The following is a 22,116-nucleotide window of genomic DNA, read 5'->3' as shown; positions in this document are numbered from 1 at the left end:
CAGTAATGCGCTAGCAAAGATGAAAAATGGAAATGGTAGAAATTGGGCGGCTAAACGCCACTCAAGGCCGCTGTCGTGAAAGAAACTATATAATGAACTCAATATTTGGAAGGGATGCATGCCCGGTGGCATGTCCGGACTTCAAATCCGGGAGGGGCCGATAGACGGTCTTTGGTGGGTTCGACTCCCATTCTCTTCCGCCAGTCGGCTTTTCAGGTCATTTTGAGCGTACGATGCTCAGCACATTACGAACCACTTCGTCCTGAAGCGGGCGCTGCTTCTCGATGTTGAAATGGCCGATATCCTTCATGCCTGAGAAGTCGCGATTGTCGAGGTTGCCCTTGAAACGCGGGCCGGCGGTCAGCGGCAGACCCCAGCCGTGTTGCCTGAAATAGAAGTTCACGACACGCCGGATATTGCCGGGCAGAGGGGCTGGCGCCGTGGCGGCAAAGGTGGCCATATAAGTGACCTGAATGCCCTTCTTTTCAAGCGCGGTTGCAATGTCGATGACGGCATTGGCGCCGAGCGAATGGCCGATAAGAATGACAGGCGCGCGTGGGTTCTTCTGCTGGTCGGCGAGTATCTGGTTCAGCACGAAACGCCAGGCCTGATGCCCTTCGACACGCGCGTCGACACCGTTGGCCTGCAACTGTTTGCCGATTTCGTCGATACCGGTGGAGAAGACGTCCCCGAAACCGCGCAGAAGATAGACATCGGCTTGCGGCGAGCTTCTGGAGGGCGTTTTGGGTGCCGCCTGTACCCTGGTGCTACCATAGAGCGCAAGCGCAGCTCCGGTAAGCAGCAGGCTGCGGCGGGTCAGGGGTTTCGAACGCAAACTATTCGGCTTTGAATTCATCTTCGATTACCTGTTGGAGCACGTCCGAGAACGATGAAATGGCGTTTCGAACGCGATATATGGCACAGGTATCTAGAGCGCCGATCCGTTTCAGCCAAATCACTAGAACTTGATTTTTGGAATGACGCGTCCGGTCCGGCTTGCATATTCGTCATAGGATGCGCCGAATGTCGTGCGCATCATCGCCTCCTCGTGATCGACCCGATAGAAATAAAGGATAGCAACGCCGACAAGGCCAGCCAGACCGGCAAACCAGTTCGGCAGCAGGCAAAACTGCGCAATCGCCCACAGCCAGAACGACAAATACATCGGATGACGGACATATTTGTAAAGCCCGTCGGTCACCAGCTTGTGCTCGCGGCGGATTTCAAGCGAGACGGACCAGTTCTTGCCCAACTGGCGGTGGCTTGCATAGAAAAGCCAGAGGAAAGCGATTTCGACAATCAGACCGATCCAGGCCAGCCATGGCTGGAAAGCACAATCGGCAAAGGCAGGAAAGCCGGTTGCGACATAGACAATCGGGATCAGCGACAGGCCGACGCTCGCTGTACCCAGCGCCAGCCTGTCGGCCAGCGTTTTTGCATTGTTCGCAACCTTGATCTTGCGCGCACGTCGCTGATGCGGAATGCGGATAACGACCCAGGCGACAAGCCCAATAGCCCAGACGATTGCGGCCAGTGTCGGTGTCATTCGGCAATAGTTTCCTTCTTTGGCAGGGCACCGATTATTCGGTCATCTGTTCGAGCCCGGAGCGAGATCGGCCCACAGCAAATCTGAAAGAAATCATACCAATAAGGCTTCGTGTTTCCGAATACATATTGATAGTGCACACGAAAAAGGTTCCGCTTCACACGCTTGTAGATTTCGGGCTGCAGCATTTCCTTTATCCGAACGGTTTTTGTGACAGGGAACGGCCGCTGGGGCTCCCGCTTCAAGCCCATCTCGGTTACTGGATCGGTTTTGTAAAAATTGATCGCATCGGTCAGGCACTGGATTTCCACCCAATCGATTTTGCCATCGTCCACCAGTTGTTGCACGCCTTCTCGAAAATGCTTGCCTGCTGGATGGTATCCGGCCTTGAGTGCGGTCGACCCAAGCGTGAGGATCGTCACGTTGGGCGCACGGCTGCTGAAATCGGGATCAATGGCAAGGCAGCGCGCGGCAACGTCCAGCATCAGCATGCCGCCGGTGCTGTGGCCGATCAGAATGACTTCGTCGTAATGTTTTGCGGTGATGCGCTCGACGATACCGGCTGCAAAGCGCTGCATCAGGGATTCAGCGTCCTGCCGCCGCCCCCGAATGAAATTGAGCGAAAACGACCATAGGTCCATCAGATGGTTGGTTGACCACCGCTTGCCGAGAACGGCGAGCGCTGCGGAAAAAACCACCAGACCGAGGAGCCAGCTGACGGCGCCCAGCCATTGCACAGTCCATCGCGCCACGGCATAGCCTGCTGCTGCAAACAAAGCGAGCACAAGAAACGGGTAGAGGAAATAGAGCCCGAAGCGCCAGGCTTTAGCAAAGAAACGAAAGGCTGTGCCGGTTACGACGAAATCGCCGAAAGCGACAAGATATTTGGCCAGCCTGACAGGCAGGGGGCGGTCGAAATCCGCCAGCACAATTTTGTCCAGTGCAAGAAAATTGAAGTCTGTTTCGGTGTTCCAATCGTCATCGGCAGGAACCGTCTTGATCGATACGAAGCCGAGCTCGCAATCAGGCGATATGCTAACATTCGAAACATCGGAACGAACGCCCCAGAGTGCCTCGAACCGCTTGATTTCTCTATTCAATCGCCCAAAAAAAGCGTTGGGCGTTTTTGGGTCATAGCCGCCAATGAAGAAGACAGCGCGTCGTCGAACCGGTTGCTCCATGATCAAACCGTAATTTGGGGCTTTCTGATTGTCGAGATCATTGCCGGTCATCCCCAAACAAATATGTTTGAACTGGCTCGCTTATCTCATGTCGACCAAACCGCGCCTTATTGCTTCACGGGTTGCCTCGGCGCGAGAAGAAACGCTCAGCTTTTGATAAATGGCCTTTACATAGTCGCTGACTGTATGTTCCGACAGTCCAAGTTTGCGGGCAATTTCACCATTCTTGTGCCCATCCCCGATCTCTTTCAGTACTTCGGTTTCCCGGCGCGAAAGATGGATGAATTCGCCTTCCGGTTCCATCGCAGCCGAATGGGCGGATATGGCTTTCACTCGAGCGACCAGATTGAGCCGGGCGCGGATTGTGAGGATGAGAACGTCGAAATCGATTGGCTTGGTCAGATAATCGTCAGCGCCTGCCTGCCTCCCTGTCAACTCATGGCTGCGGTCGGCAAGAGCGGTCAGGAACAGAAATGGTGTTCCGGCCAGGTCGGAGCGGGCGCCGCGAATCTGTTCCAGAAACTGCAGGCCATTGGTGCCGGGCATCAATATATCGCAGATGATGATGTCGGGCGTCGTCGTGTCCAGTATGCGCATCGCCTCGATCGCATTGGCCGCGCCGACAGCGTTGAAACCGGAAGTACCCAGTTCATCGATCAGTTCTTCCAGAATATGAGCCTCGTCCTCAATGCAGAGGACGGTCGGCAAGGGGAGGATTTCAGGTAGTCGCATGCTGGGCCACCTTTGGTAGGGTCAGAATGAACACCGTACCTTGTCCTTCAATCGAAGTGAAGACAAGCGTTCCGCCGTGCAATTCGGCGAGGGCGCGTGACAGACTGAGACCAAGGCCGGTGCCTGCCATATGTGATGCGTTGCTGGCCCGGAAAAAGCGCGTGAATATGCGGTCTTTATCCTCCGCCGGTATGCCGATACCGTAATCACGAACGATGCATCTGAACCCGTTTTCGTCTTCTTCGGTGGTCACCTCGACGGGCTTGTTGGCCGGGGAATATTTGGTGGCGTTGCCAAGCAGGTTGACCAGAATCTGTTCGACTAGAATACCGTCGCAATAACAGAAGGTATCGCTGTCCTGAATGTTTGTGACAAGCTCCAGCTCCGGATGCAATTCCCGATGATAGGCGCAGGTATTGCGAACCAATTCCGAGAAATCGACTGGTTGCCGGTTGATCTGAAATCCGTTCTCATCGAGACGTTCCGCATTGGCGGTGCTTTCCAGAAGCAGGATCAGGCGGCGGCTGGCGTTCCGCATCCGTTTGGCCTTGTCAACGATGATCTCGGGCGTGAATTCGTCGGCGCGACGGATGAAACGCTGGGCGATGATATCGATGATCGATACAGGCGTGCGGAACTGGTGTGACACCGTGGTGATAAAGCTCTTGTAGAGCTCCTTTGCCTTGCGCTCGCTCTCTAATGCCTCGCGTAAGGCGGCGGTACGGTCGGCAACTGTATGTTCCAGTTGCTGCTTGTATTCCTGCAGCGCCTTGTGAGCGCGTTCGGCCTTGCGCATGTTGGAAAACACCTGCCATGACAGAATGGCGCCGGTGGCCATGATACCCAGCACTGCGAACATGATCAGATAGATCGACTGTAATTGCTGGTCGCGCTGCGCGCCGCCGCGGTCACGCTCCAGGATCATCGCATCATTGGCGACCTTGCTCAGTTCCTCGCGCATGGGGACCAGTGTTTCATAGATGGCAATCGGGTCGAATTTATCAGGTTCCGCATCGATCATCGCCTCGATTTCGGGAAGCCGGTCGGCATTGCGCTGAATGGTTTCGGCACCGTCCGGAATGCGGGCGAAATATTTCTTCTGCGGCGCATCGGCCAGAAGCGCAAAACGGCTGTAAAGAACGTCGAGACGGAGCGAGAGGTCAGCGGTGTTTGCGTTGCCGCTTGGCAGTGTCAGCGCGGTTTCGCCGAGACGACCGGCGTCGCGTTCGGTCTGGGTAATGGCCCAGACCATGTTTTCGCCGACATAGGTTGCGAGCGATTTCTGGATGACGAGAAGTTGAATGAAAGCATAAGCGAGCAGGGCCGCAAACCCCACCATGACAAGGCCAGAAAGAATGTAGCCCCGCTTTAATCTCATTTTACCTCGATCTGCTTGAGCTGCCATGCCCAGCGGTGATCATAGCGCGAATCGTTCAGTTCCTCATGCTGATCGCGCGGGTAGACGATCCAGTACGGTCCCTTGTCTCGCCGGTTCAACTCCTTGCCATTCATCTTGTGCGCGACGAGGACGTCGTATTTATAGGCGTCTTCCAGCGGAATGCTGATGCTGTAATCGTTAAGCGCAAGCACCGTGATCGAGTGGCTGCCTGCTTCCGTTCCGTCAACGCCCACCGTTGCCAGCACATCGCGCAGCAGCACGCCGTCGAAACTCTGCGGCCCTTCGGTCCATGCCGTGTTGGTTTGCAAGCTGTTCTGCGGCAGCTTCGTGAAGTCATCGCTGCTGAGCACGCGCGTCGTTCCATTTGGAGCGATAATGGTCAGTGTGATGGTCATGGCGGGGGGTGGCCCAGCATCCGCCAGGCCAGTGAATTGTGTGATTTGCCAAATAGCGAAAAGCGCGATCAGTGCCCGGAGCGCGAGAAGACGCCGGAAAGCGAACATCCAGTTTGCGCATGACACGTGAGGCATCTCCAGAAACGAAAAATTGCGAATGTATCCAAGCTTAAACGGGAGGACGCGCGCAATTTCAAGAATCTCTTGAGTTCGCCGAGCGAAATTTCCGTTCAAAAGTGACAATTCACACATAACACTAAAAAATTTTGGTCCGATTCCAAATAAATATCAAACTGATTTACGATTTTTTTTAGTCTCTACCGGCGTTTACAAGTCATTTAAGGATGGAATGGCGGATTGTTCTTTGTGAACTATCCCCCTGAATAGGGGAATTGTTTTTCGCTACTAGAGAGTTCACTAAATGATCGCCGGCCTGTTGGGGCTTAGGAGGCTGGCGCAAAAATTGGGCGGGGGCTGCTTATCGACCGCGGGGAGTCGGGGTCGATAGGCAGCCAACCAGTCCGGATAGCGCAGAAGCGGTGATAAAGGTTACTCTCGAAGCGAAGTGTTTCGAGCTACGAATAAAAACCAATCACGCAGACATTGATGCTTTCCGGGAAAGAATGGCCGACTGGCATCTGGTCGAGCCTTGTGAACCTGCCGTTCGGGTTCCTCGATCAGAGCGAGCTTGCACCTCTTTCGCGTCCTTCATCTGGAGGGCGCGCTTTTTTTTGCTCTTCTACTGAAGCGGATAATATTTCCGGCCATTTTTCACAACGTCTCGTGATTTCCCGACTTAGCCCTCTATTGGTTAAATATTTAAAAAGAAATCTCTTTGAGAAGGCCAGTTTTCCTCCCGGGAACCTGAGATTTTCATCTTTTGGTTTGGTGAATTACAAAAGGACAATTTGGTAATGGAGTGGTGCGAAATGGCTTCAACGCTTCATTCAACGTGAAGTTCCAGTTCAAAAAATTTGTGACGATGGTTGCCTATGACAATGATCGTCACAAATGAAAATATGGCAGTTCAGCTTCAAACATTCCGGCAGTTATTTCTGTTCCGGTGCTGTTGTCTGAATGCTTGCAGTTGTCTGAGGTTTCTCAATCTTCGTGGAAGATTGAGCATTATGATAAGTGCAGTCTGCCATCGCAGCTGTAACCGACAGAGCGAGGACAGCTGTAGTCACGAATACGACTTTCATGTCTGTCTCCCTTCAGTTTGGGTGTGGCATTGCAACGGGGAGTTTAGCAGAGAGGGATTGCCCTGTCGCATCACATCGTTACCAAAAACTATTTGCCATATTTTGGTCACAACTTCGGCGGTCGTTCGCCATAATTTCCGTCAGGAAAATGCAATACGCTATTCGTAAAAACGCGTTTGGCGCGAAAATCGCGCCAAATCATTGTCGGCTTCAATGTGATTTAGGGGCGGTCAGGAGGCGCAGCGGCTCACCACAGCACGCTTGCCGCCCATAGACAGGAACGAGATATGCAGCGATTGGCCGACAGGGGAAATAGTGATGTTTTCGTTCGACTGCTGACCGTTGGCGGTACAGGACATGGCGACGGTAAACGTGCCTTCGTAATTGTTTATCCGTGTTACGGAGCACTGGCTGTCGCGGCTGTCGAAACGCTCGCCGGAAATGGAGAACCGCTGGCCATCGGAGCTACACCAGTTGCCGGTGATCGGTGTGGGGTCGACGGGCGGTTTTGCGGGAGAGGCACTTGCCGACGGGCCGGGCGTCGTTTCGGAACATGCTGTTAGCGCAGTGACAACAAGGGTGAGGGCAAGCAAGCCGGACTTTTGCAACAATCTTCTCCTTCATGCATCGAACGAGCCTTCTCTTAAAAAACAGATTCGGGCGATATCGCGACGCGAAGAAAATATATCCGTTAATTGCATGAAAAGGGCCGGATTGCTCCGGCCCTTCTGGTCAGGTTTTGAGGTGATGCCGGGATTATTCCCCCGGCGCCAGATGCGGGGCTTCGATCTTGGCACCTGCATGCTTTAACGGGCGTTCACCGGAGAGCTTCCGGATCAGCACATAGAACACCGGTGTCATGAAGATGCCGAAGGCCGTCACGCCGATCATGCCTGCAAAGACCGCGATGCCCATGGCCGAGCGCATTTCCGCACCGGCACCGGTCGACGTCACCAGAGGCACCACGCCCATGATGAAGGCCATCGAGGTCATCAGGATCGGGCGCAGACGCAACCGGCTTGCCTCGACCGCCGCCTGTACGACGGTTCGTCCGGACAGCTCCAACTCGCGGGCGAATTCCACGATCAGGATCGCGTTCTTCGCCGATAGCCCCACAAGGACTATCAAGCCGATCTGGGTGAAGACGTTGTTGTCGCCTCCCGTCAACCAGACGCCGGTGAGTGCGGCCATGATCCCCATCGGCACGATCATGATGATCGATAGCGGGAGGGCAAGGCTTTCATATTGGGCGGCCAGAACCAGATAGACCAACAGCAGCGCCAGCGGGAAGACGAGGAAGCCTGAGTTGCCGGCGAGAATTTGCTGGTAGGTCAAGTCTGTCCACTCGTAAGCGATGCCCGGAGGCAAGGTTTCTTCTGCGATCCGTTCGATGGCAGCCTGTGCCTGGCCGGACGAGAATCCGGGAGCTGGGTTACCGTTGATATCGGCAGAAAGGAAGCCGTTATAACGGATGGCGCGTTCCGCACCCACCGTCTGCTCCACCTTCAGAAGAGCCGACAGCGGGATCATCTCGCCCGACTGCGAACGAACCTTCAGCTTGCCTATGTCCTCGGCGTGGCTCCGGTAATTCGCATCGGCCTGAATGCGCACGCTATAGGTACGTCCAAAGGCATTAAAGTCGTTGACATAGAGCGAACCCAGATAAATCTGAAGGGTTTCGAACACATCGGTCACCGCCACGCCTAGCTGACGTGCTTTTGTACGATCAAGATCGGCATAAAGCTGCGGCACATTGATCTGGTAGCTCGAATAGAGACCAGCCAGTTCGGGTGTCTGATAGGCCTTGGCGAGAAACGCTTTGGTTGCATCGTCCAGCGCACGGAAACCAAGCCCGTTGCGATCCTCAAGCTGGAGCTTGAAACCGCCTGTTGTGCCGAGACCCTGAACGGGTGGCGGCGGGAACATGGCGATGAAGGCATCCTGAATGGCGCCGAACTGCTGGTTCAGTTCTCCCGTAATTGCATTGGCCGAAAGCTCCGGCGATTTACGTTCCTCGAACGGCTTCAGCGTCACGAAGACGATGCCGGAGTTCGACGAGTTGGTAAAGCCATTGATCGACAGACCGGGGAAGGCGATGGCATTGGCCACGCCCGGATGCTTGAGCGCGATGTCGCTCATGCGGCGGATCACGTCTTCCGAACGATCGAGCGTTGCCGCATCCGGCAATTGCGCGAAGCCGATCAGATATTGCTTGTCCTGCGCCGGAACGAAACCGCCGGGCACTGCACGGAACAGCACGAAGGTGACGCCGAGCAGCACGATATAAAGGCCCATCACCAGCGACTTGCGCGAGAGAATGCTGCCAACGCCGCGCCCATAGGCTTCCGAACTTGCCCCGAAGAAGCGGTTGAAGCCACGGAAGAACCAGCCGAACAGCTTGTCCATGATCCGGGTCAGACGATCCTTGGGCGCGTCGTGACCGCGCAGCAGCAGGGCTGCCAGAGCAGGCGAAAGCGTCAGCGAGTTGAAGGCGGAAATCACTGTTGAGATTGCGATAGTGAGAGCAAACTGACGGTAGAACTGACCGGTCAGGCCGGTGATGAAGGCAAGCGGCACGAAGACCGCGACCAGCACCAGCGCGATGGCGATGATGGGCCCGGACACTTCCTGCATGGCGCGATAGGTTGCCTCGACCGGTGACAGTCCCTGCTCGATGTTACGCTCGACATTTTCCACTACCACGATGGCGTCATCGACCACGATGCCGATGGCAAGCACAAGGCCGAAGAGGCTGAGCGCATTGATGGAGAAGCCGAACACATACATGATCGCGAACGTGCCCACGATGGAGACAGGAACGGCAACCAGTGGAATGATGGAGGCGCGCCATGTCTGCAAAAACAGGATGACGACGATCACCACCAGCACGATAGCTTCGAGCAGGGTGTGAATGACCGACTCAATGGAGGCTTTCACAAACGCCGTCGTGTCATAGACGATGTCGAAATCCACGCCTTCCGGCATAGTTTTCTTCAGGTCGGCCATGGCGGCATGGACGTTTTCGGAAATTTCAAGCGCATTGGAGCCGGGTGCCTGAAACACACCCATGCCAACCGCTGACTTGTTGTCGAGGAGCGAGCGCAGGGAATAATCGGCTGCGCCCATTTCGACACGCGCAACATCGCCCAGCCGGGTGATTTCACCTTCGCTGCCCGATTTTACGACGATGTTCGCGAACTCTTCCGGTGACTGGAGACGGCCTTGCGCATTGACGGATAGCTGAAGGTCGAGGCCCGAAACGGACGGCGATGCGCCGATGACACCGGCAGCAGCCTGAACGTTCTGCTGGCGGATGGCAGTGGCGATATCGCTTGCAGAAAGTCCGCGTTCGGCTGCCTTCTGCGGGTCAATCCAGACGCGCATCGAATAATCACCGCCGCCGAATATCTGCACCTGACCGACGCCCGGAATACGGGCGATACGATCCTTGACGTTCAAAACGGCATAGTTGCGCAGATAGTTCACGTCATACCGGCCATCGGGCGAGATGAGGTGAACCACCAGCGTCAGGTCGGGCGAGCTTTTGGCAGTTGTGACGCCAAGGGTGCGCACTTCTTCCGGCAGGCGCGGTTCGGCCTGCGAAATACGGTTCTGCACCAGCTGCTGGGCCTGATCGGGATCGGTGCCGAGCGCAAATGTGACGGTCAGCGTCATGACGCCGTCGGCGGTCGCCTGGCTCTGCATATAAAGCATGCCTTCGACGCCGTTGATCTGTTCTTCAAGCGGCGTGGCGACGGTTTCGGAAATAACGGCTGGGTTGGCGCCCGGATATTGCGCGCGAACTACGATTTGTGGCGGCACGACTTCCGGATATTCCGAAATCGGCAGACCTGTCATGCCGATCAGACCGGCAACAAAGATCAGGACCGACAGAACGCCAGCGAAGACCGGGCGGTCGACGAAAAAGCGTGAAAAGTTCATCTGTTTATCCCCCTTAAGCGGGAAGGCAAAGACTCTCCTGGCCCGCGGGAACAAGTGTTCTCGCGGGTTGTTTAGGCTGAGTGTTTGCGTTTATGCGCGCTTCAGGCGCGCACTGTTTCAATGAGCATTTCCAGCAAAAGTGCGAAGCGGTTTTGCGTGAGGTAAATGCGTACAAGCAAAGAGATAGAGCGGTTCCACGATTCCGTTCAAACTGGAACCGCTCTAGTTCTGGGCAAGTGTTTCGGTTACCGGTTGCGGTGCGACGACCACGCCCGGACGAATGCGCTGCAGGCCGTTCACGACGATACTCTCGCCGGGCTTCAGCCCACTTTCGATAATGCGCAGGCCGTCATAATTGCGACCGAGAACCACCTGTCGGTATTCAACCTTGTTATCCGTGCCGACCACGAAGACGAACTTTTTGTCTTGATCGGAAGAAATCGCCCGGTCGCTGACCACCAGTTTTTCATCGGGTTCCGGCTCGCCGAAGCGAATGCGGACAAACTGTCCCGGAATGAGCCTTCCATCCGGATTGTCGATTGCCGCACGAACCCGAATTGTACCGGTCGTGGCATCGACTTCATTGTTGATGAGCTGGATATGGCCGGAAATCGGAGTGCCTTCATCGGAAGCAGTGCCGATCTGGACAGGAATGCGCTCGATGGCGCTTCCACCAGGTGAGGCTGCAAGCTTGGCAAGTGCCTTGGTGACGACTTCCTCATTCGCGCTGAAGCTTGCGTAAATCGGATCGACCGAAACAAGCGTGGTCAGGACTGGTGAGGCGGAACTTGCCGCAACGAGATTGCCCGCCGTGACTTCCAGCCGCCCGACGCGACCGGAAATCGGTGCGCGCACTTCCGTATATTGGAGATCGAGCTCGGCTGAACGCAGTGCAGCCTTGGCGGAGCGCAGGGTTGCCTGCGTTTCGTCATAGGCGCTGGAGCGCTGGTCGAGACCGCTCTGGGCGATGGTGCGGGTGGTCACGAGCTGGCGACCACGTTCCAGTTCGGTCTTAGCCAGTGCGACGCGGGCTTCTTCGGCTGAAACCTGCGCTTTTGCTTTTTCAACAGCTGCTGCATAGGGCTCGGGATCGATGGTGACGAGCAGGTCGCCCTGTTTCACCAGAGCGCCTTCGCGGAAATGAGCTTTCAGTATGGCGCCGCCGACGCGCGGGCGAATTTCTACCCGGTCAATCGCTTCCAGACGGCCGGAAAACTCTTCCCAGCTTACAATGCGTCGCGATTCTGCCTTGGCGACCGAAACCGGCACGGCAGGCGGTGGAGCGGAAATATCGGTCGCAGCATCGGCCCTGAGGTGAGGCACGCCGAAGAGAATGGCGCCGCCGCCGGCTGCAGACAATAGGATACTCAGGCCGGCGCCCCATAGGGCCCGGCGGGCTGTGATCGATGTCATTGTTGTATCTCCTAACCGGTGGGGGCCGGCTTCAATGTGAGCACCAGATCAAAGCTTGGGAGGACTTTAAAACTGATGTTATGCTGCGATTGACTTTGCTCCTGCCTGCCGGAAGAAATCGGAAAACAGGTCGATAAGTTTATGTTCTTGTGGCGACCAGTCGGTGCCCGCCACCTTGTTTTCGGCTATCCAGCCGGCTTTCCCGGGCAGGACATGCGATTGTACCTTCACGCCCGCCTGACGGAGACGCTCGGCATAGGCCTGCGTTTCATCGCGCATCGGGCACTGGGCGCTGGTGACAAGCAAGGTGGGTGCCAGACCAGCAAGACGCGTACACAGGGCAGGCGCGGCGTAGGGGTGGGTGAAACCCGCACACTCGCCCAGATAATGCTGCCAGCCATCCGACATCGTCTGGACGGCGCTTTCCGGGCAATACTTGCGGAAAGACGCCGTGGCGAGGCAGGGGTCGAGCATGGGCGAAAGCAGTATCTGACCCTTGAGTTCGGTCAGATATTGATCGCGCGCCATGAGGGCTACGCCGGCAGCAATATTGCCGCCCGCCTCTTCACCGGCGACGAACAGCATCGACTTCTTGTGCGCTAATTCAGGGCAACGCGTGCGCATCGAAGACAAAATGGAGTAGGCTATCTCAAGCGCCGCCGGGAACGGGTTGAGGCAGGCCGACGAATATTCTGGCGACACGACCACCGCACCTGCCTCGGCAAGTGTTTCGGCAACACGCTCGCAGTCACCAAGGCAGTTGACCGAGAAAGCACCGCCGTGAAGGTGCAACACCACAGGCGGCGGAGAGAGCAACTTGGCGCCCTTATAAATGCGCGCCGTGCAGTTGGTGTTACCCGCCTGCATTGTCTCAACCGTAAACTTCTCGCACATCTTTCTTGGCCTTCATGTATAGCGGCAAACCGCCATGGTTAGATATTAGCATTGTCTATAGGCTGGAATAGTCCCCTATAATTGGTTACACTGTCCAGAATTTCGAACAATGACGGCTTTTTGATAATGGACCAGCTCTCGGCCATGCGCGCTTTTCTCCGGGTTGTTGAAACCGGGAACTTCACGCGCGCCTCCGCCTCGCTCAATATGCCCAAGGCAACGATCAGCAATCTTATCCAGGGATTGGAAGCCCATCTTCGTACCAAACTCCTCAATCGTACGACCCGCCGTGTTCTCGTAACACCGGATGGCGCACTTTACTATGAGCGCGCTGCACGATTGCTGGCCGATCTTGCGGAACTTGACGGCAGCCTGTCGAGCGCCCAGACCTTGCCCAAAGGTCGCCTGCGCGTGGAAATGGCGAGCGCGGTCGCCAATCTCATCATCATTCCGGCGCTGATCGAGTTTCATCAGCGTTATCCCGATATCCAGATCGATCTTGGCGTATCGGACCGGCCTGTCGATTATGTGGCGGAGAACGTCGATTGCGCCATCCGCATTGGCGAGCTGGCCGACCAGTCGCTGATTGCGCGGCGCATCGGCGACATGCATTTCATCGCCTGCGCTTCCGCCGAATATCTCGACCGTTGTTCCACGCCGCTGCACCCGTCCGATCTCGGCAGGAACTGCACGGTGGTCGGTTATTTCCGGCCATCGACCGGCCAGCAGATGCCGTTCCGTTTCAAAAAAGGGACGGAGGAAATCGAGGTCAACGGACGCTATGTGGTGGCAGCGAACGAATCGACCACCTATCTCGCAGCCGCGCGCGCAGGGCTCGGTGTGGTGCAGGCACCCTTGTTCATGGTGAAGGATGACATAGAAAACGGCACGTTGCGCCCTGTCCTGCAGGAATGGGAAATCGAGCCGATGCCGATCTATCTGGTCTATCCGCCCAACAGGCACCTCAGCAACCGTCTCCGCGTCTTTGCCGACTGGGTCGTCAAGACCGTTGCAAAGTCACAGCTTAATGGGAGTTAGAACGGTCCTGTTATAGCAGGGCTGTTCTAACGAATTGGTTTGCCGCACTATCCTAGGCAAAACCGCTTCGCGCTTTTGCTGGAAATGCTCTAGCGCGCGCACCGCCGCTTGTTGAGCCGGACCTTGATCTTGTCGGGAGAAGTGCTTTTCGCCTTGTGACCCGACGAGATGATATGCGCTCGCACGGTGCAGTCGCCTGCGAGAACCTCGAAATTATTGGAGCGGATATACATCACCGTATTGATCGGCTGGTCGGGCATTTTCTGCGCGATGGCGTTGACGACAGCGGTGACTTCCTTCGCCCTTTGTTTCGAACTGCCATTGCTGGCAGCCAGCGCCGGGCTGAGCGCGGATGAAAATGCGAATATGCCCGCAAACAGAAAAGCAGTCTTAGCTTTCTTCATTGGCATGGCCTCCGATTGAGCTGGAATTGAATGGACCAACATAGGCCCCAATTGCGTCAATACCAGTACCGGAAAGCCGTTTTACCCGCTCTTTGCTTCGTTTATGCCGTTTGTGATGCGCTTGACCGTGGTCGCGACCAGAAGCAGGCATAGGAGCGGCTGCAGCCAGAAAATCCATTGTGGCAGAATGCCATCAATGGAAATCCATGCGCCGAGCACGCCAAAGACCACAGCGCGGTCACTTTTGCCCATCGGGCCGTCATAGCGGCGGCTCGCACCCACGGACGCACCGGCAACGCCTGCAAATTCCGTAAGGGTGGCCAGAAAGATAATCGCGAATAGCCATGGGCTGGTGAACGGCGCGATGATCGCGAAGGGCGCATAAAGGGCGGCATCGGAAACAACGTCTCCAATCTCGTTGAGATAGGCACCCAGTGTCGATTTCTGTCCGTGTTCGCGCGCCAGCATTCCGTCGACAGCGTTCAGCGCCATGCGCAGGAAAAGCCAGATCGGGACGAGTGCAAACCATGCCGCGTTACCGCTCAACGCCAGAAAAGCGCCAAGTATGATCGAGACGAGCGCGGCAGCGACTGTAACCTGATTGGCCGTTACACCGCCTGCAGCAAGTCGCACGACAAGAGGTCTCAGTAAATTCTGGAAACGCGACTTGAGTTGATAAACCGACATCAAGAATCTCTTGGGAAACGAAGAATAAGTATTGAACAGCTATTTGCGGTTCGCTCCAGCTCGTTTATTCAAACATTTTGTTTCACTCAATAGAAATTGCGGGCAATTGTCCCATGAGGAAACAGGTGGAGAGGGGATGGCATGAACGAGCACGCTACAAATCGGCATCGCGCGGCGCAGGAAAGCCAGTTCGTCACCCATGACGGCACGTCGCTGTTCTACCGTTTCTGGCCGGCAATTTCCGGCAGGCCGAAAGGCGTGATTGTCCTCCTGCATCGTGGCCATGAGCACAGCGGACGCGTCGCACACCTCGTTGATGAGCTGGGGCTGGATGACTACGCCTTCTACGCCTGGGATGCACGCGGCCACGGCCAGTCGCCGGGCGTGCGCGGCTTCTCGCCGTCCTTCGGCGCGTCGATCCGTGACCTCGACAGTTTTGTCGCCCATATCCGTCAGGAAACTGGCACCGCCATCAAGGATGTGGCAATCATCGCGCAGAGTGTCGGCGCGGTTCTGGCTGCGGCCTGGGTGCATGACTATGCGCCGAATATTCGGGCGCTGGTGCTGGCTTCGCCCGCTTTCGACATCAAGCTCTATGTGCCACTCGCCAAGGAAGGCATCGGCCTGTGGCAGAAGCTGAAAGGCACTTTCTACGTCAATTCATACGTCAAGCCGCAATTCCTGACCCATGATCCGGAACGCATCGAATCCTATCGTACCGATCCGCTGATTACGCGCCCCATCGCCTCGCACATCCTGCTGCAACTCTATGAGACGGCGAAGCGCGTGGTGGACGATGCGCGGGCGATCACCGTTCCGACGCAACTGCTCATTTCCGGCAGCGATTTTGTCGTGCGTCCTGCGCCGCAACATCGCTTCTTTGAAAATCTCGGCAGCCGCATCAAGGAGCGGCATGTTCTGAAAGGGTTCTATCACGACACGCTCGGCGAACGGGATCGCAAACCCGCAATCGAACTCATCCACGATTTCATTGAGGGCCGTTTTGCCGAAAAGCCGCAGCGCGCCGATCTGACGGATGCGCATATTGCAGGCCACACGCGCGACGAGGCCGACCGGTTGTCGAGCCCGCTGCCGCTTCTGACCGCGCAGGGGCTTTACTGGGCGTCGACACGCGCTTCGATAGCCTTCGGTGCGTTGTTTTCGGAAGGGTTGAAAGTCGGCAAGCGCACGGGGTTCGATTCCGGTTCCACGCTCGATTATGTCTATGAGAATGAAGCACGCGGCCTGGGGCCGGGTGGCAAGCTCATCGACAAGCAGTTTCTGGAAGCGATCGGCTGGCGCGGCATTCGCCAGCGCAAGGTGCATCTGGAAGAACTAATCGGTGCGGCGATCAGACGGCTCAAAAGCGAGGGCCGCTCGACCAATATTCTCGACATTGCCTGCGGCCATGGCCGCTATGTCATTGATGCGGTGGTGCGTGCGGACGCCATGCCGGACAGCATTCACCTGCGCGATTATTCGCCGATCAATGTGCTGGCGGGCAACAAGCTCATCCGGGATCGCGGGCTGGAGGCGATTGCCCATATGGAAGAGGGTGATGCCTTCAACGAGGAAAGCCTTGCAGCGGTCACGCCGCAGCCGGACCTCGCCATCGTGTCCGGTCTTTACGAACTTTTCCCCGATAATGCGCTGATCAACCGGTCACTTTCGGGCCTTGCCCGCGTGCAGAAACCCGGCTCATTGCTGATCTACACCAACCAGCCATGGCATCCGCAGCTTGAAATGATCGCGCGTGCGCTCACGTCACATCGCGGCGGCGAGGCATGGGTGATGCGCCGTCGCACGCAGGGCGAAATGGATCAGCTTGTCGAGAAGGCCGGTTATCGCAAGCTCGAACAGCGCGTCGATCAGTGGGGCATTTTCACCGTCTCGATTGCGGAGCGCGTGGGAGACGGCCAAGCGTGACAGTGCATTTGACGCAACTTGACGGATCTTCGCGGCGGCCTGTGATCCGTCGCGCGATCCTTTGGCTTCTGTTTCTAGCGCCCTTTTTCTACCTGACCTACGGTACGGCCAACTGGCTCGCATCGCAGCAAGGTCATGTGCCTAACCTTGCTTTCGGATGGGAAAGCCAAGTTCCGTTTATCGCGTGGAGCATCGTTCCCTATTGGTCGGTCAATCTGTTTTATGCGATTGCGCTGTTCGTCAATGACAGCCCCGAACAGGTCGACCGGCTGGCAAAACGCTATCTGACGGCACAGATCATCGCTGTTCTCTGCTTCGTCGCTTTTCCGTTGACCGCAACTTTTGTAAAACCGGCAACGGCAGGTCTTCCGGGTTTTATGTTCGATGTGCTTGGCGGCTTCGACAAACCCTTTAATCAGGCGCCCTCGCTGCATATCGCGCTCTTGATCATCATCTGGGATCAGATGCGCCGCGTGATGGGCGATACCATACGCATGGTCTGGCATGTCTGGTGTCTGCTGATCGGTCTGTCGGTGCTGACCACCTATCAGCATCACGCGGTCGATATTCCGGCAGGTGCTTTGCTTGGCCTGTTTGCCTTGTGGCTTTTTCCGCGCAGCGGTCCTTCGCCGCTGGCAGAGTTTCGGTTCACATCAGACCTCAAAGCCAGAAGGATCGGGTTTTACTATCTGGCAGGCGCAATCCTGTTTCTGGTGCTCGCCATCCATGGCCTGACCGTCACCGGCTATGCAGTTTTCTGGCTCTGGCCTGCAACGGCACTGGCCATTGTAGCGCTTGGCTATTTCGGTGCAGGTGCTGGCATTTTCCAGAAGCAGACAGATGGATCGGTCAGTCTCGCAAGCCGTTGGCTGCTTTGGCCTTACCGGTTTTTTGCTCGGCTGAATGTGCGGTTCTGGACACGCAAGCTGCCGCCGCATGTCGAGTTGGCCGACGGAGTGTTTCTCGGGCATTTTCCAAGAGCCGCAGAACCCTCATCCTTTGCTGCCGTCATTGATCTTGCCGCTGAAATGGTGCCACCGCTGCATGCCACGGAATGGAAAAACTTTGGCACGCTCGATCTGGTCGCGCCGTCATCGGAAAAGGTGCAACTGGCCTCCGATGCCGTTGAAGCCGCACGCCATCACGGCCCGGTTCTTGTCTGTTGCGCGCTTGGTTTTCAGCGCAGCGCAACAGTTGCGGTCGCATGGCTCGTCTCTACCGGGCGTGTCGCCAATGCGCGAGAAGCCGAAGCGCTGATCCGTGCCAGGGGCTGGCCGGTGCATCTGCATTTGGCGGAGGAGCTGACATGAATTTTCCGGCAGCGTCCATAGCAATTGTTCTGCGCCGCAATGCCTTTCTCGGCATTGTTGTCGCCGTGGCTTTGCTTGCGGTCGCGCCCTTCATGCGCCCGGTGCATGATCTGGCCTTCTGGCTGATCTGGCCGCTTTTGTTGGTAAGCGCGTTGATCGTGCTGGGTATCGCTGCGCATCTCCTGTTCGATGCCGCGCTTTTCAAGCTGATCGCCGGTTCCGGTGAAACGGGCTTGGGTGAGGTAGACAGCATTCTTGAGCGCATGGGGTTGCGCTCCAATGACGGCACGGTCCGTCCACTCGCGAAAAGGATAGAAGGCTCGCGACGCATCATGGGGCGTCTGCGGTTCTTCATGGGGCTGGGTATCGTACTTTTCATTCTGCTGGCCACGGTGCCATTGGGTCAGGGGCTGTAACATGCGGGAACTGATCCGCCATCAGGTGCAATCGACGTTCGGTTCGTTTCTGGCAATCCTGTCACGCGGGATTACCGGCGTGCGGCCAATCTGGAGCGGCACCGGTCCGTCGCGCAATCAGCGCATCTATTTTGCCAACCATACAAGCCACGGCGATTTCATCCTGCTTTCCTCCTGTCTCGATCAGGAAGAGCGCGCACGCACCCGTGCTGTCGCCGGTGCTGATTACTGGCGGGGCAACCGCGTGCGCCAGTTCATGGCAGAAGTTCTGTTGCGCACCGTGCTTGTCGAGCGCAACTGGGTGGAACGCACGCAAGACCCGATGGAAGTGATGCTGAAAGCGCTGGCCGATGGTCATTCGCTCATCATCTTTCCCGAAGGCACACGCAACATGACCGATGAAGCGCTGCTGCGCTTTCGTTCCGGCATCTATAATCTGGCGCTGGCACGCCCCGATGTCGAGCTGGTGCCATGCTGGATCGAAAACATGTCGCGCGTGCTACCCAAGGGCGCCATGCTGCCGGTGCCGCTTCTTTGCCGTGTCATTTTCGGTGCGCCGGTGCAGCTTGGCGAGGGTGAGGACCGCAAGGAATTTCTCGCCCGCGCCCGTCAGAGCCTTCTCGATATTCAGCCTCAGAATGGTAATCACTCATGAGTGAAACGACCCGATTATTCCTTGGCCTAATGGGCGTTCTGATAACGGCAAGCGCCGTTGCCGGTGTTCTTGCATGGCGCGCGCCGAAGCCGCTTTCATCCACGCTGGTCAATCTCAATGCCCGCATCAAGGCATGGTGGATCATGGTCGGGGCCATGTGCATCGCTTTCCTGTTCGGAAAGGGTGGCGTGATCGTGCTGTTCGCGCTGATATCATTCGCGGCCTTGCGCGAATATGCGACGCTGACGCAGACGCGACGCGCCGACCACCGCGTGCTGCTCGGCATGTTCCTGCTGGTCATTCCGGTGCAATATTATCTGATCTGGATCGACTGGTACGGGCTCTATTCCATCTTCATCCCGGTCTATTGCTTCCTCGCCATGCCGGTTCTGACTGCACTTTCCGGGGACACGTCGCGCTTTCTGGAGCGTATCAGCGAGCAGCAATGGGGCATCATGCTGTCGGTCTATTGCATAAGCCATGTGCCCGCGCTGATGACACTGGATATTCCCGGTTTTGACGGCAAGAAACTGCTTCTGATCGCGTTTCTGGTGGCCACCGTGCAGGGCAGCGATGTGCTGCAGTATATTTTCGGAAAGCTGTTTGGAAAACATCGCATCGCGCCCAGCATATCGCCGTCCAAAACCTGGGAAGGTTTTGTGGGCGGTGTCGCGAGCGCCTCTCTTCTGGGGGCCGGTCTTGCATGGCTCACACCGTTTTCGCCTGTGCAGGCGGGTGCCCTTGCGGCCACATCATGCATCATGGGCTTCTTCGGCGGGCTTGTTGCTTCCGCTATCAAGCGCGATCGCGGCGTGAAGGACTGGGGCCATATGATCGAAGGACATGGCGGGATGCTCGACCGGGCCGACAGTCTCGTCTTTTCGGCTCCGGTCTTCTTCCATATCGTGCGCTATTTCTGGACCTGAGCTCTGAATATTTGTTTCGTCGCATTATCCTACGCAAAACCGCTTAGCACTTTTGCTGGAAATGCCCGGGTCGGTCAGGGCAGCTTCAAAGCAATGAACTGTGAAACCTGACCGTGGTTGAAATTGTTATCCGAGGCAAGGATCAGCGTTCTCTTGCCGTCAATCATCGGCCCGAAGGTGATGGCCTCTATATTGTCGATGTCGAGGCCGAAATCACCTTCGTTCAGCTGGAGGAAAAGTTTCTTGCTGAGCGATGTCACAGACTGATTGGCCAGTGAGGGCACATCCTTTACATTGCTGGCACCGTCGAAAGATGCGCGGTAGAGCGTAATACGATTGCCCACACCCATGGCGAAGGAGCGTTCGACAGTGAGGAGATCGTTTCCATCGGAAACGAATTCCGACAGACCGTTATCGTTCCAGAAGGGCGGCAGCGTCGCCTTGGTGAAGATCGGGTCGGTGTCATAGGCATATTCTGCCGTCACATTGCCTGAGGCGAGGTCAAAGGCGATGATGCGTGAACGGCTGCCATGGTCGAGTGTCGCCTTGTCTCCATCCTGTGTCAGGGCGTTTTCCGTCCCCGCCAGAAGCGTCTTGCCGTCCGGTGTGATGGTCAGGCTTTCAAAAGACAGATTGTTGCGGACGCCGCGTGTCTTGCCTTCGTCGGGAATGTAGGCTTCCGGCAAAGCAAATTCGCGAATGAAACTGCCATCGGTCTTTGCTTCGCCGATAAAAGGCCTGCCGTTCTTATCGCCTTCGCTTGACCAGTAGATCGTGCCGGTCGCCACGTTGAAACGGATGCTTTCAGGGTCCACATCCTTCAGCGCAAATGATTTGCCGGCCTTATCCAGAAGCTTGACTGTTTCCAGAACATCAAGGCTTTGCACGCCGGAACCGTCGATGGCGAGCTTGAGCTTGTAAAAGCGCGCAGGTGCGTTTTCCGAACGATCGTCGGATATGGCGTAATAGATATTTTCACGTGGGTCGTAGTCGAGGCCGGAAATTCCGCCGAATTCAATGCCGCCGATTTTCAGGCCGGTCGGTAGCATGATAGCGCCGATGAGTTCCGGCTTCTGCATTTCCTGTGCCGCAGCGCTGGTGGCAAGGGCAAGAAACAGTGCAACAAAAGGTGCTTTCATGGCGGATATCCGTTCGATCAGGAAAGTCACCGGATAGTCGTTCTGTTTGACAGGAAGATGAAAGCCGGTCTCAAACCCTGCCGGCCGTGCGCGCCGGTTCTTCCCTGTCGATCAGATGGGAAGGTGCCGCAAACTGCAGCAGCTTGTTCTTGTTCGTGATCTTGATTGCAGAGGCCTGCACACTGACACCGTGGGACCCGAGCGTTGCAAAACTGCGCGACAGGTTTTCCGGTGTCATGCCGAGATAGGCGGCAAGTGTCCGTTTTTCATAAGGGATCATTACGACATCTGCGCCGTTGTTAAAGAGCGATTCCTTGACGATCCAGTTGGCGAGGCGCTGCACACTGCTTCTAAGCTTCTGCGCCTTCAGCTCTTTGACCAGACGACGATAGGCGCGTGCCGTTTCAAAGACGACGGCGCGCATGAAACCGACGTCCTCGCTCATCAAGTCCCGAACCAGACTTGAAGGCACCATCAGCACACGGGTTGGCGTGAGGGTCTGTGCAGTTTGCAGGCACACATCGTCATTGAGCACGGCTGCGAGAATGAAAATATCGGCGGCGCGCAATATTTCCAGCGCGGTTTCGCCGTCGTCCGATTTCGCGGACATCAACACGAGGCCGTCCAGGATTGCGAACAGGAAGTCCGCAGGCTCGTCTTCCTTGATAAGGGTCGTGCGTGGCGGAAACGACTGCACGAAGCTCGGGCGCATGATCCGCTCGAAAGTGGCATCTGCCATATCCATGAAGAGCGGCAAATTCTTCAGCGCGTCGATGTCTTCTTCTCGCATTAAACCTCACTTTTGGGGTCAAGTTTTTATCAGTCTATTATGCTTGATAAATATCAATTGCGCAATGCGCATAAATCAATACTTTGAACTAACTAGGTCTATTTTGGTCGTTAAGCCACGA

At 56.4% G+C, this 22,116-nt stretch carries 20 protein-coding genes and 1 tRNA gene; 7 read left to right on the top strand and 14 right to left on the bottom strand.

What is annotated here, in order from left to right; genetic code table 11:
- The first annotated feature begins 107 nt into the window (after positions 1-107).
- Positions 108-203, top strand: a tRNA-Sec gene (locus tag LJ361_RS09240).
- A 14-nt stretch (positions 204-217) separates the two neighbouring features.
- On the opposite strand, the gene LJ361_RS09235 is transcribed toward LJ361_RS09240, so the two are convergent.
- From LJ361_RS09235 to LJ361_RS09190, 10 genes are all read right to left on the bottom strand, one after another.
- Complete coding sequence (locus LJ361_RS09235; RefSeq protein WP_413775045.1) at positions 218-856, bottom strand: lipase; 639 nt, start codon at positions 854-856, stop codon at positions 218-220.
- A gap of 102 nt (positions 857-958) precedes the next feature.
- Complete coding sequence (locus LJ361_RS09230; RefSeq protein WP_151614581.1) at positions 959-1,546, bottom strand: protein-S-isoprenylcysteine O-methyltransferase; 588 nt, start codon at positions 1,544-1,546, stop codon at positions 959-961.
- Positions 1,543-2,727, bottom strand: a complete 1,185-nt coding sequence (locus tag LJ361_RS09225) for an alpha/beta fold hydrolase (protein WP_151614610.1) — start codon at positions 2,725-2,727, stop codon at positions 1,543-1,545. The genes LJ361_RS09230 and LJ361_RS09225 overlap by 4 nt, the downstream gene beginning before the upstream one ends.
- An 81-nt stretch (positions 2,728-2,808) precedes the next feature.
- Positions 2,809-3,459, bottom strand: a complete 651-nt coding sequence (locus LJ361_RS09220) for a response regulator transcription factor (protein ID WP_151614582.1) — start codon at positions 3,457-3,459, stop codon at positions 2,809-2,811.
- Positions 3,446-4,837: a sensor histidine kinase gene (locus tag LJ361_RS09215; RefSeq protein ID WP_071630376.1), complete on the bottom strand. Its 1,392-nt coding sequence runs from the start codon at positions 4,835-4,837 to the stop codon at positions 3,446-3,448. Before LJ361_RS09215 ends, LJ361_RS09220 begins: the two co-directional genes overlap by 14 nt.
- A complete protein-coding gene (locus LJ361_RS09210; protein WP_235916881.1) occupies positions 4,834-5,253 on the bottom strand; it encodes a molybdopterin-dependent oxidoreductase in 420 nt (139 codons plus the stop codon). Before LJ361_RS09210 ends, LJ361_RS09215 begins: the two co-directional genes overlap by 4 nt.
- 1,432 nt (positions 5,254-6,685) lie before the next feature.
- A complete protein-coding gene (locus LJ361_RS09205) occupies positions 6,686-7,063 on the bottom strand; it encodes a hypothetical protein (RefSeq protein ID WP_071630378.1) in 378 nt (125 codons plus the stop codon).
- A gap of 148 nt (positions 7,064-7,211) precedes the next feature.
- A complete protein-coding gene (locus LJ361_RS09200; RefSeq protein ID WP_151614584.1) occupies positions 7,212-10,397 on the bottom strand; it encodes an efflux RND transporter permease subunit in 3,186 nt (1,061 codons plus the stop codon).
- 222 nt (positions 10,398-10,619) lie between these two features.
- Positions 10,620-11,810, bottom strand: a complete 1,191-nt coding sequence (locus LJ361_RS09195) for an efflux RND transporter periplasmic adaptor subunit (protein ID WP_151614585.1) — start codon at positions 11,808-11,810, stop codon at positions 10,620-10,622.
- A 78-nt stretch (positions 11,811-11,888) separates the two neighbouring features.
- Positions 11,889-12,704 (bottom strand): alpha/beta hydrolase, encoded by an 816-nt coding sequence (locus tag LJ361_RS09190; RefSeq protein WP_151614586.1) that lies wholly within the window; start codon positions 12,702-12,704, stop codon positions 11,889-11,891.
- 126 nt (positions 12,705-12,830) lie between these two features.
- Between LJ361_RS09190 and LJ361_RS09185 the strand changes: the two genes are divergently transcribed.
- Positions 12,831-13,742: a LysR family transcriptional regulator gene (locus tag LJ361_RS09185; protein WP_010660841.1), complete on the top strand. Its 912-nt coding sequence runs from the start codon at positions 12,831-12,833 to the stop codon at positions 13,740-13,742.
- Positions 13,743-13,831: 89 nt separating this feature from the next.
- Here LJ361_RS09185 and LJ361_RS09180 read toward each other — a convergent pair whose 3' ends face one another.
- On the bottom strand, positions 13,832-14,146 hold the full coding sequence (locus tag LJ361_RS09180) for a hypothetical protein (RefSeq protein WP_151614587.1): 315 nt from the start codon (positions 14,144-14,146) through the stop codon (positions 13,832-13,834).
- Positions 14,147-14,227: 81 nt separating this feature from the next.
- A complete protein-coding gene (locus LJ361_RS09175) occupies positions 14,228-14,833 on the bottom strand; it encodes a CDP-alcohol phosphatidyltransferase family protein (protein WP_151614588.1) in 606 nt (201 codons plus the stop codon).
- A gap of 141 nt (positions 14,834-14,974) precedes the next feature.
- Here LJ361_RS09175 and LJ361_RS09170 point away from each other — a divergent pair, with 141 nt between their 5' ends.
- The 5 genes from LJ361_RS09170 to LJ361_RS09150 are packed head-to-tail and all read left to right on the top strand — an operon-like array spanning position 14,975 to position 20,066.
- The gene (locus LJ361_RS09170; protein WP_151614589.1) at positions 14,975-16,759 is read left to right on the top strand and encodes a bifunctional alpha/beta hydrolase/class I SAM-dependent methyltransferase; all 1,785 of its coding nucleotides are present in this window, start codon (positions 14,975-14,977) and stop codon (positions 16,757-16,759) included.
- Positions 16,756-18,069, top strand: a complete 1,314-nt coding sequence (locus LJ361_RS09165) for a phosphatase PAP2/dual specificity phosphatase family protein (protein WP_151614590.1) — start codon at positions 16,756-16,758, stop codon at positions 18,067-18,069. Before LJ361_RS09170 ends, LJ361_RS09165 begins: the two co-directional genes overlap by 4 nt.
- Positions 18,066-18,485: a hypothetical protein gene (locus LJ361_RS09160; RefSeq protein ID WP_151607028.1), complete on the top strand. Its 420-nt coding sequence runs from the start codon at positions 18,066-18,068 to the stop codon at positions 18,483-18,485. Before LJ361_RS09165 ends, LJ361_RS09160 begins: the two co-directional genes overlap by 4 nt.
- 1 nt (position 18,486) lies before the next feature.
- Positions 18,487-19,140, top strand: coding sequence for a lysophospholipid acyltransferase family protein (locus tag LJ361_RS09155; RefSeq protein WP_011982634.1), 654 nt, complete (start codon positions 18,487-18,489; stop codon positions 19,138-19,140).
- Positions 19,137-20,066 carry a phosphatidate cytidylyltransferase gene (locus LJ361_RS09150; protein WP_151607026.1) on the top strand — a complete coding sequence of 310 codons (930 nt, stop codon included), beginning with the start codon at positions 19,137-19,139 and terminating at the stop codon, positions 20,064-20,066. The genes LJ361_RS09155 and LJ361_RS09150 overlap by 4 nt, the downstream gene beginning before the upstream one ends.
- A 74-nt stretch (positions 20,067-20,140) precedes the next feature.
- On the opposite strand, the gene LJ361_RS09145 is transcribed toward LJ361_RS09150, so the two are convergent.
- Together LJ361_RS09145 and LJ361_RS09140 are read right to left on the bottom strand one after the other, a co-directional pair.
- Positions 20,141-21,205, bottom strand: coding sequence for an esterase-like activity of phytase family protein (locus tag LJ361_RS09145; RefSeq protein WP_010660849.1), 1,065 nt, complete (start codon positions 21,203-21,205; stop codon positions 20,141-20,143).
- Positions 21,206-21,275: 70 nt separating this feature from the next.
- Entirely contained in the window at positions 21,276-21,995 is a 720-nt protein-coding gene (locus tag LJ361_RS09140; RefSeq protein ID WP_151607024.1) for a cyclic nucleotide-binding domain-containing protein, read from the bottom strand.
- Positions 21,996-22,116: the final 121 nt, after the last annotated feature.

Source organism: Brucella sp. JSBI001 (assembly GCF_026014005.1).
In the GTDB taxonomy this organism is placed as follows: Bacteria; Pseudomonadota; Alphaproteobacteria; order Rhizobiales; family Rhizobiaceae; genus Brucella; species Brucella anthropi.
The sequence above is the reverse complement of the archived record's forward strand: the minus strand, read 5'-3'. Positions and strand labels throughout refer to the sequence as shown.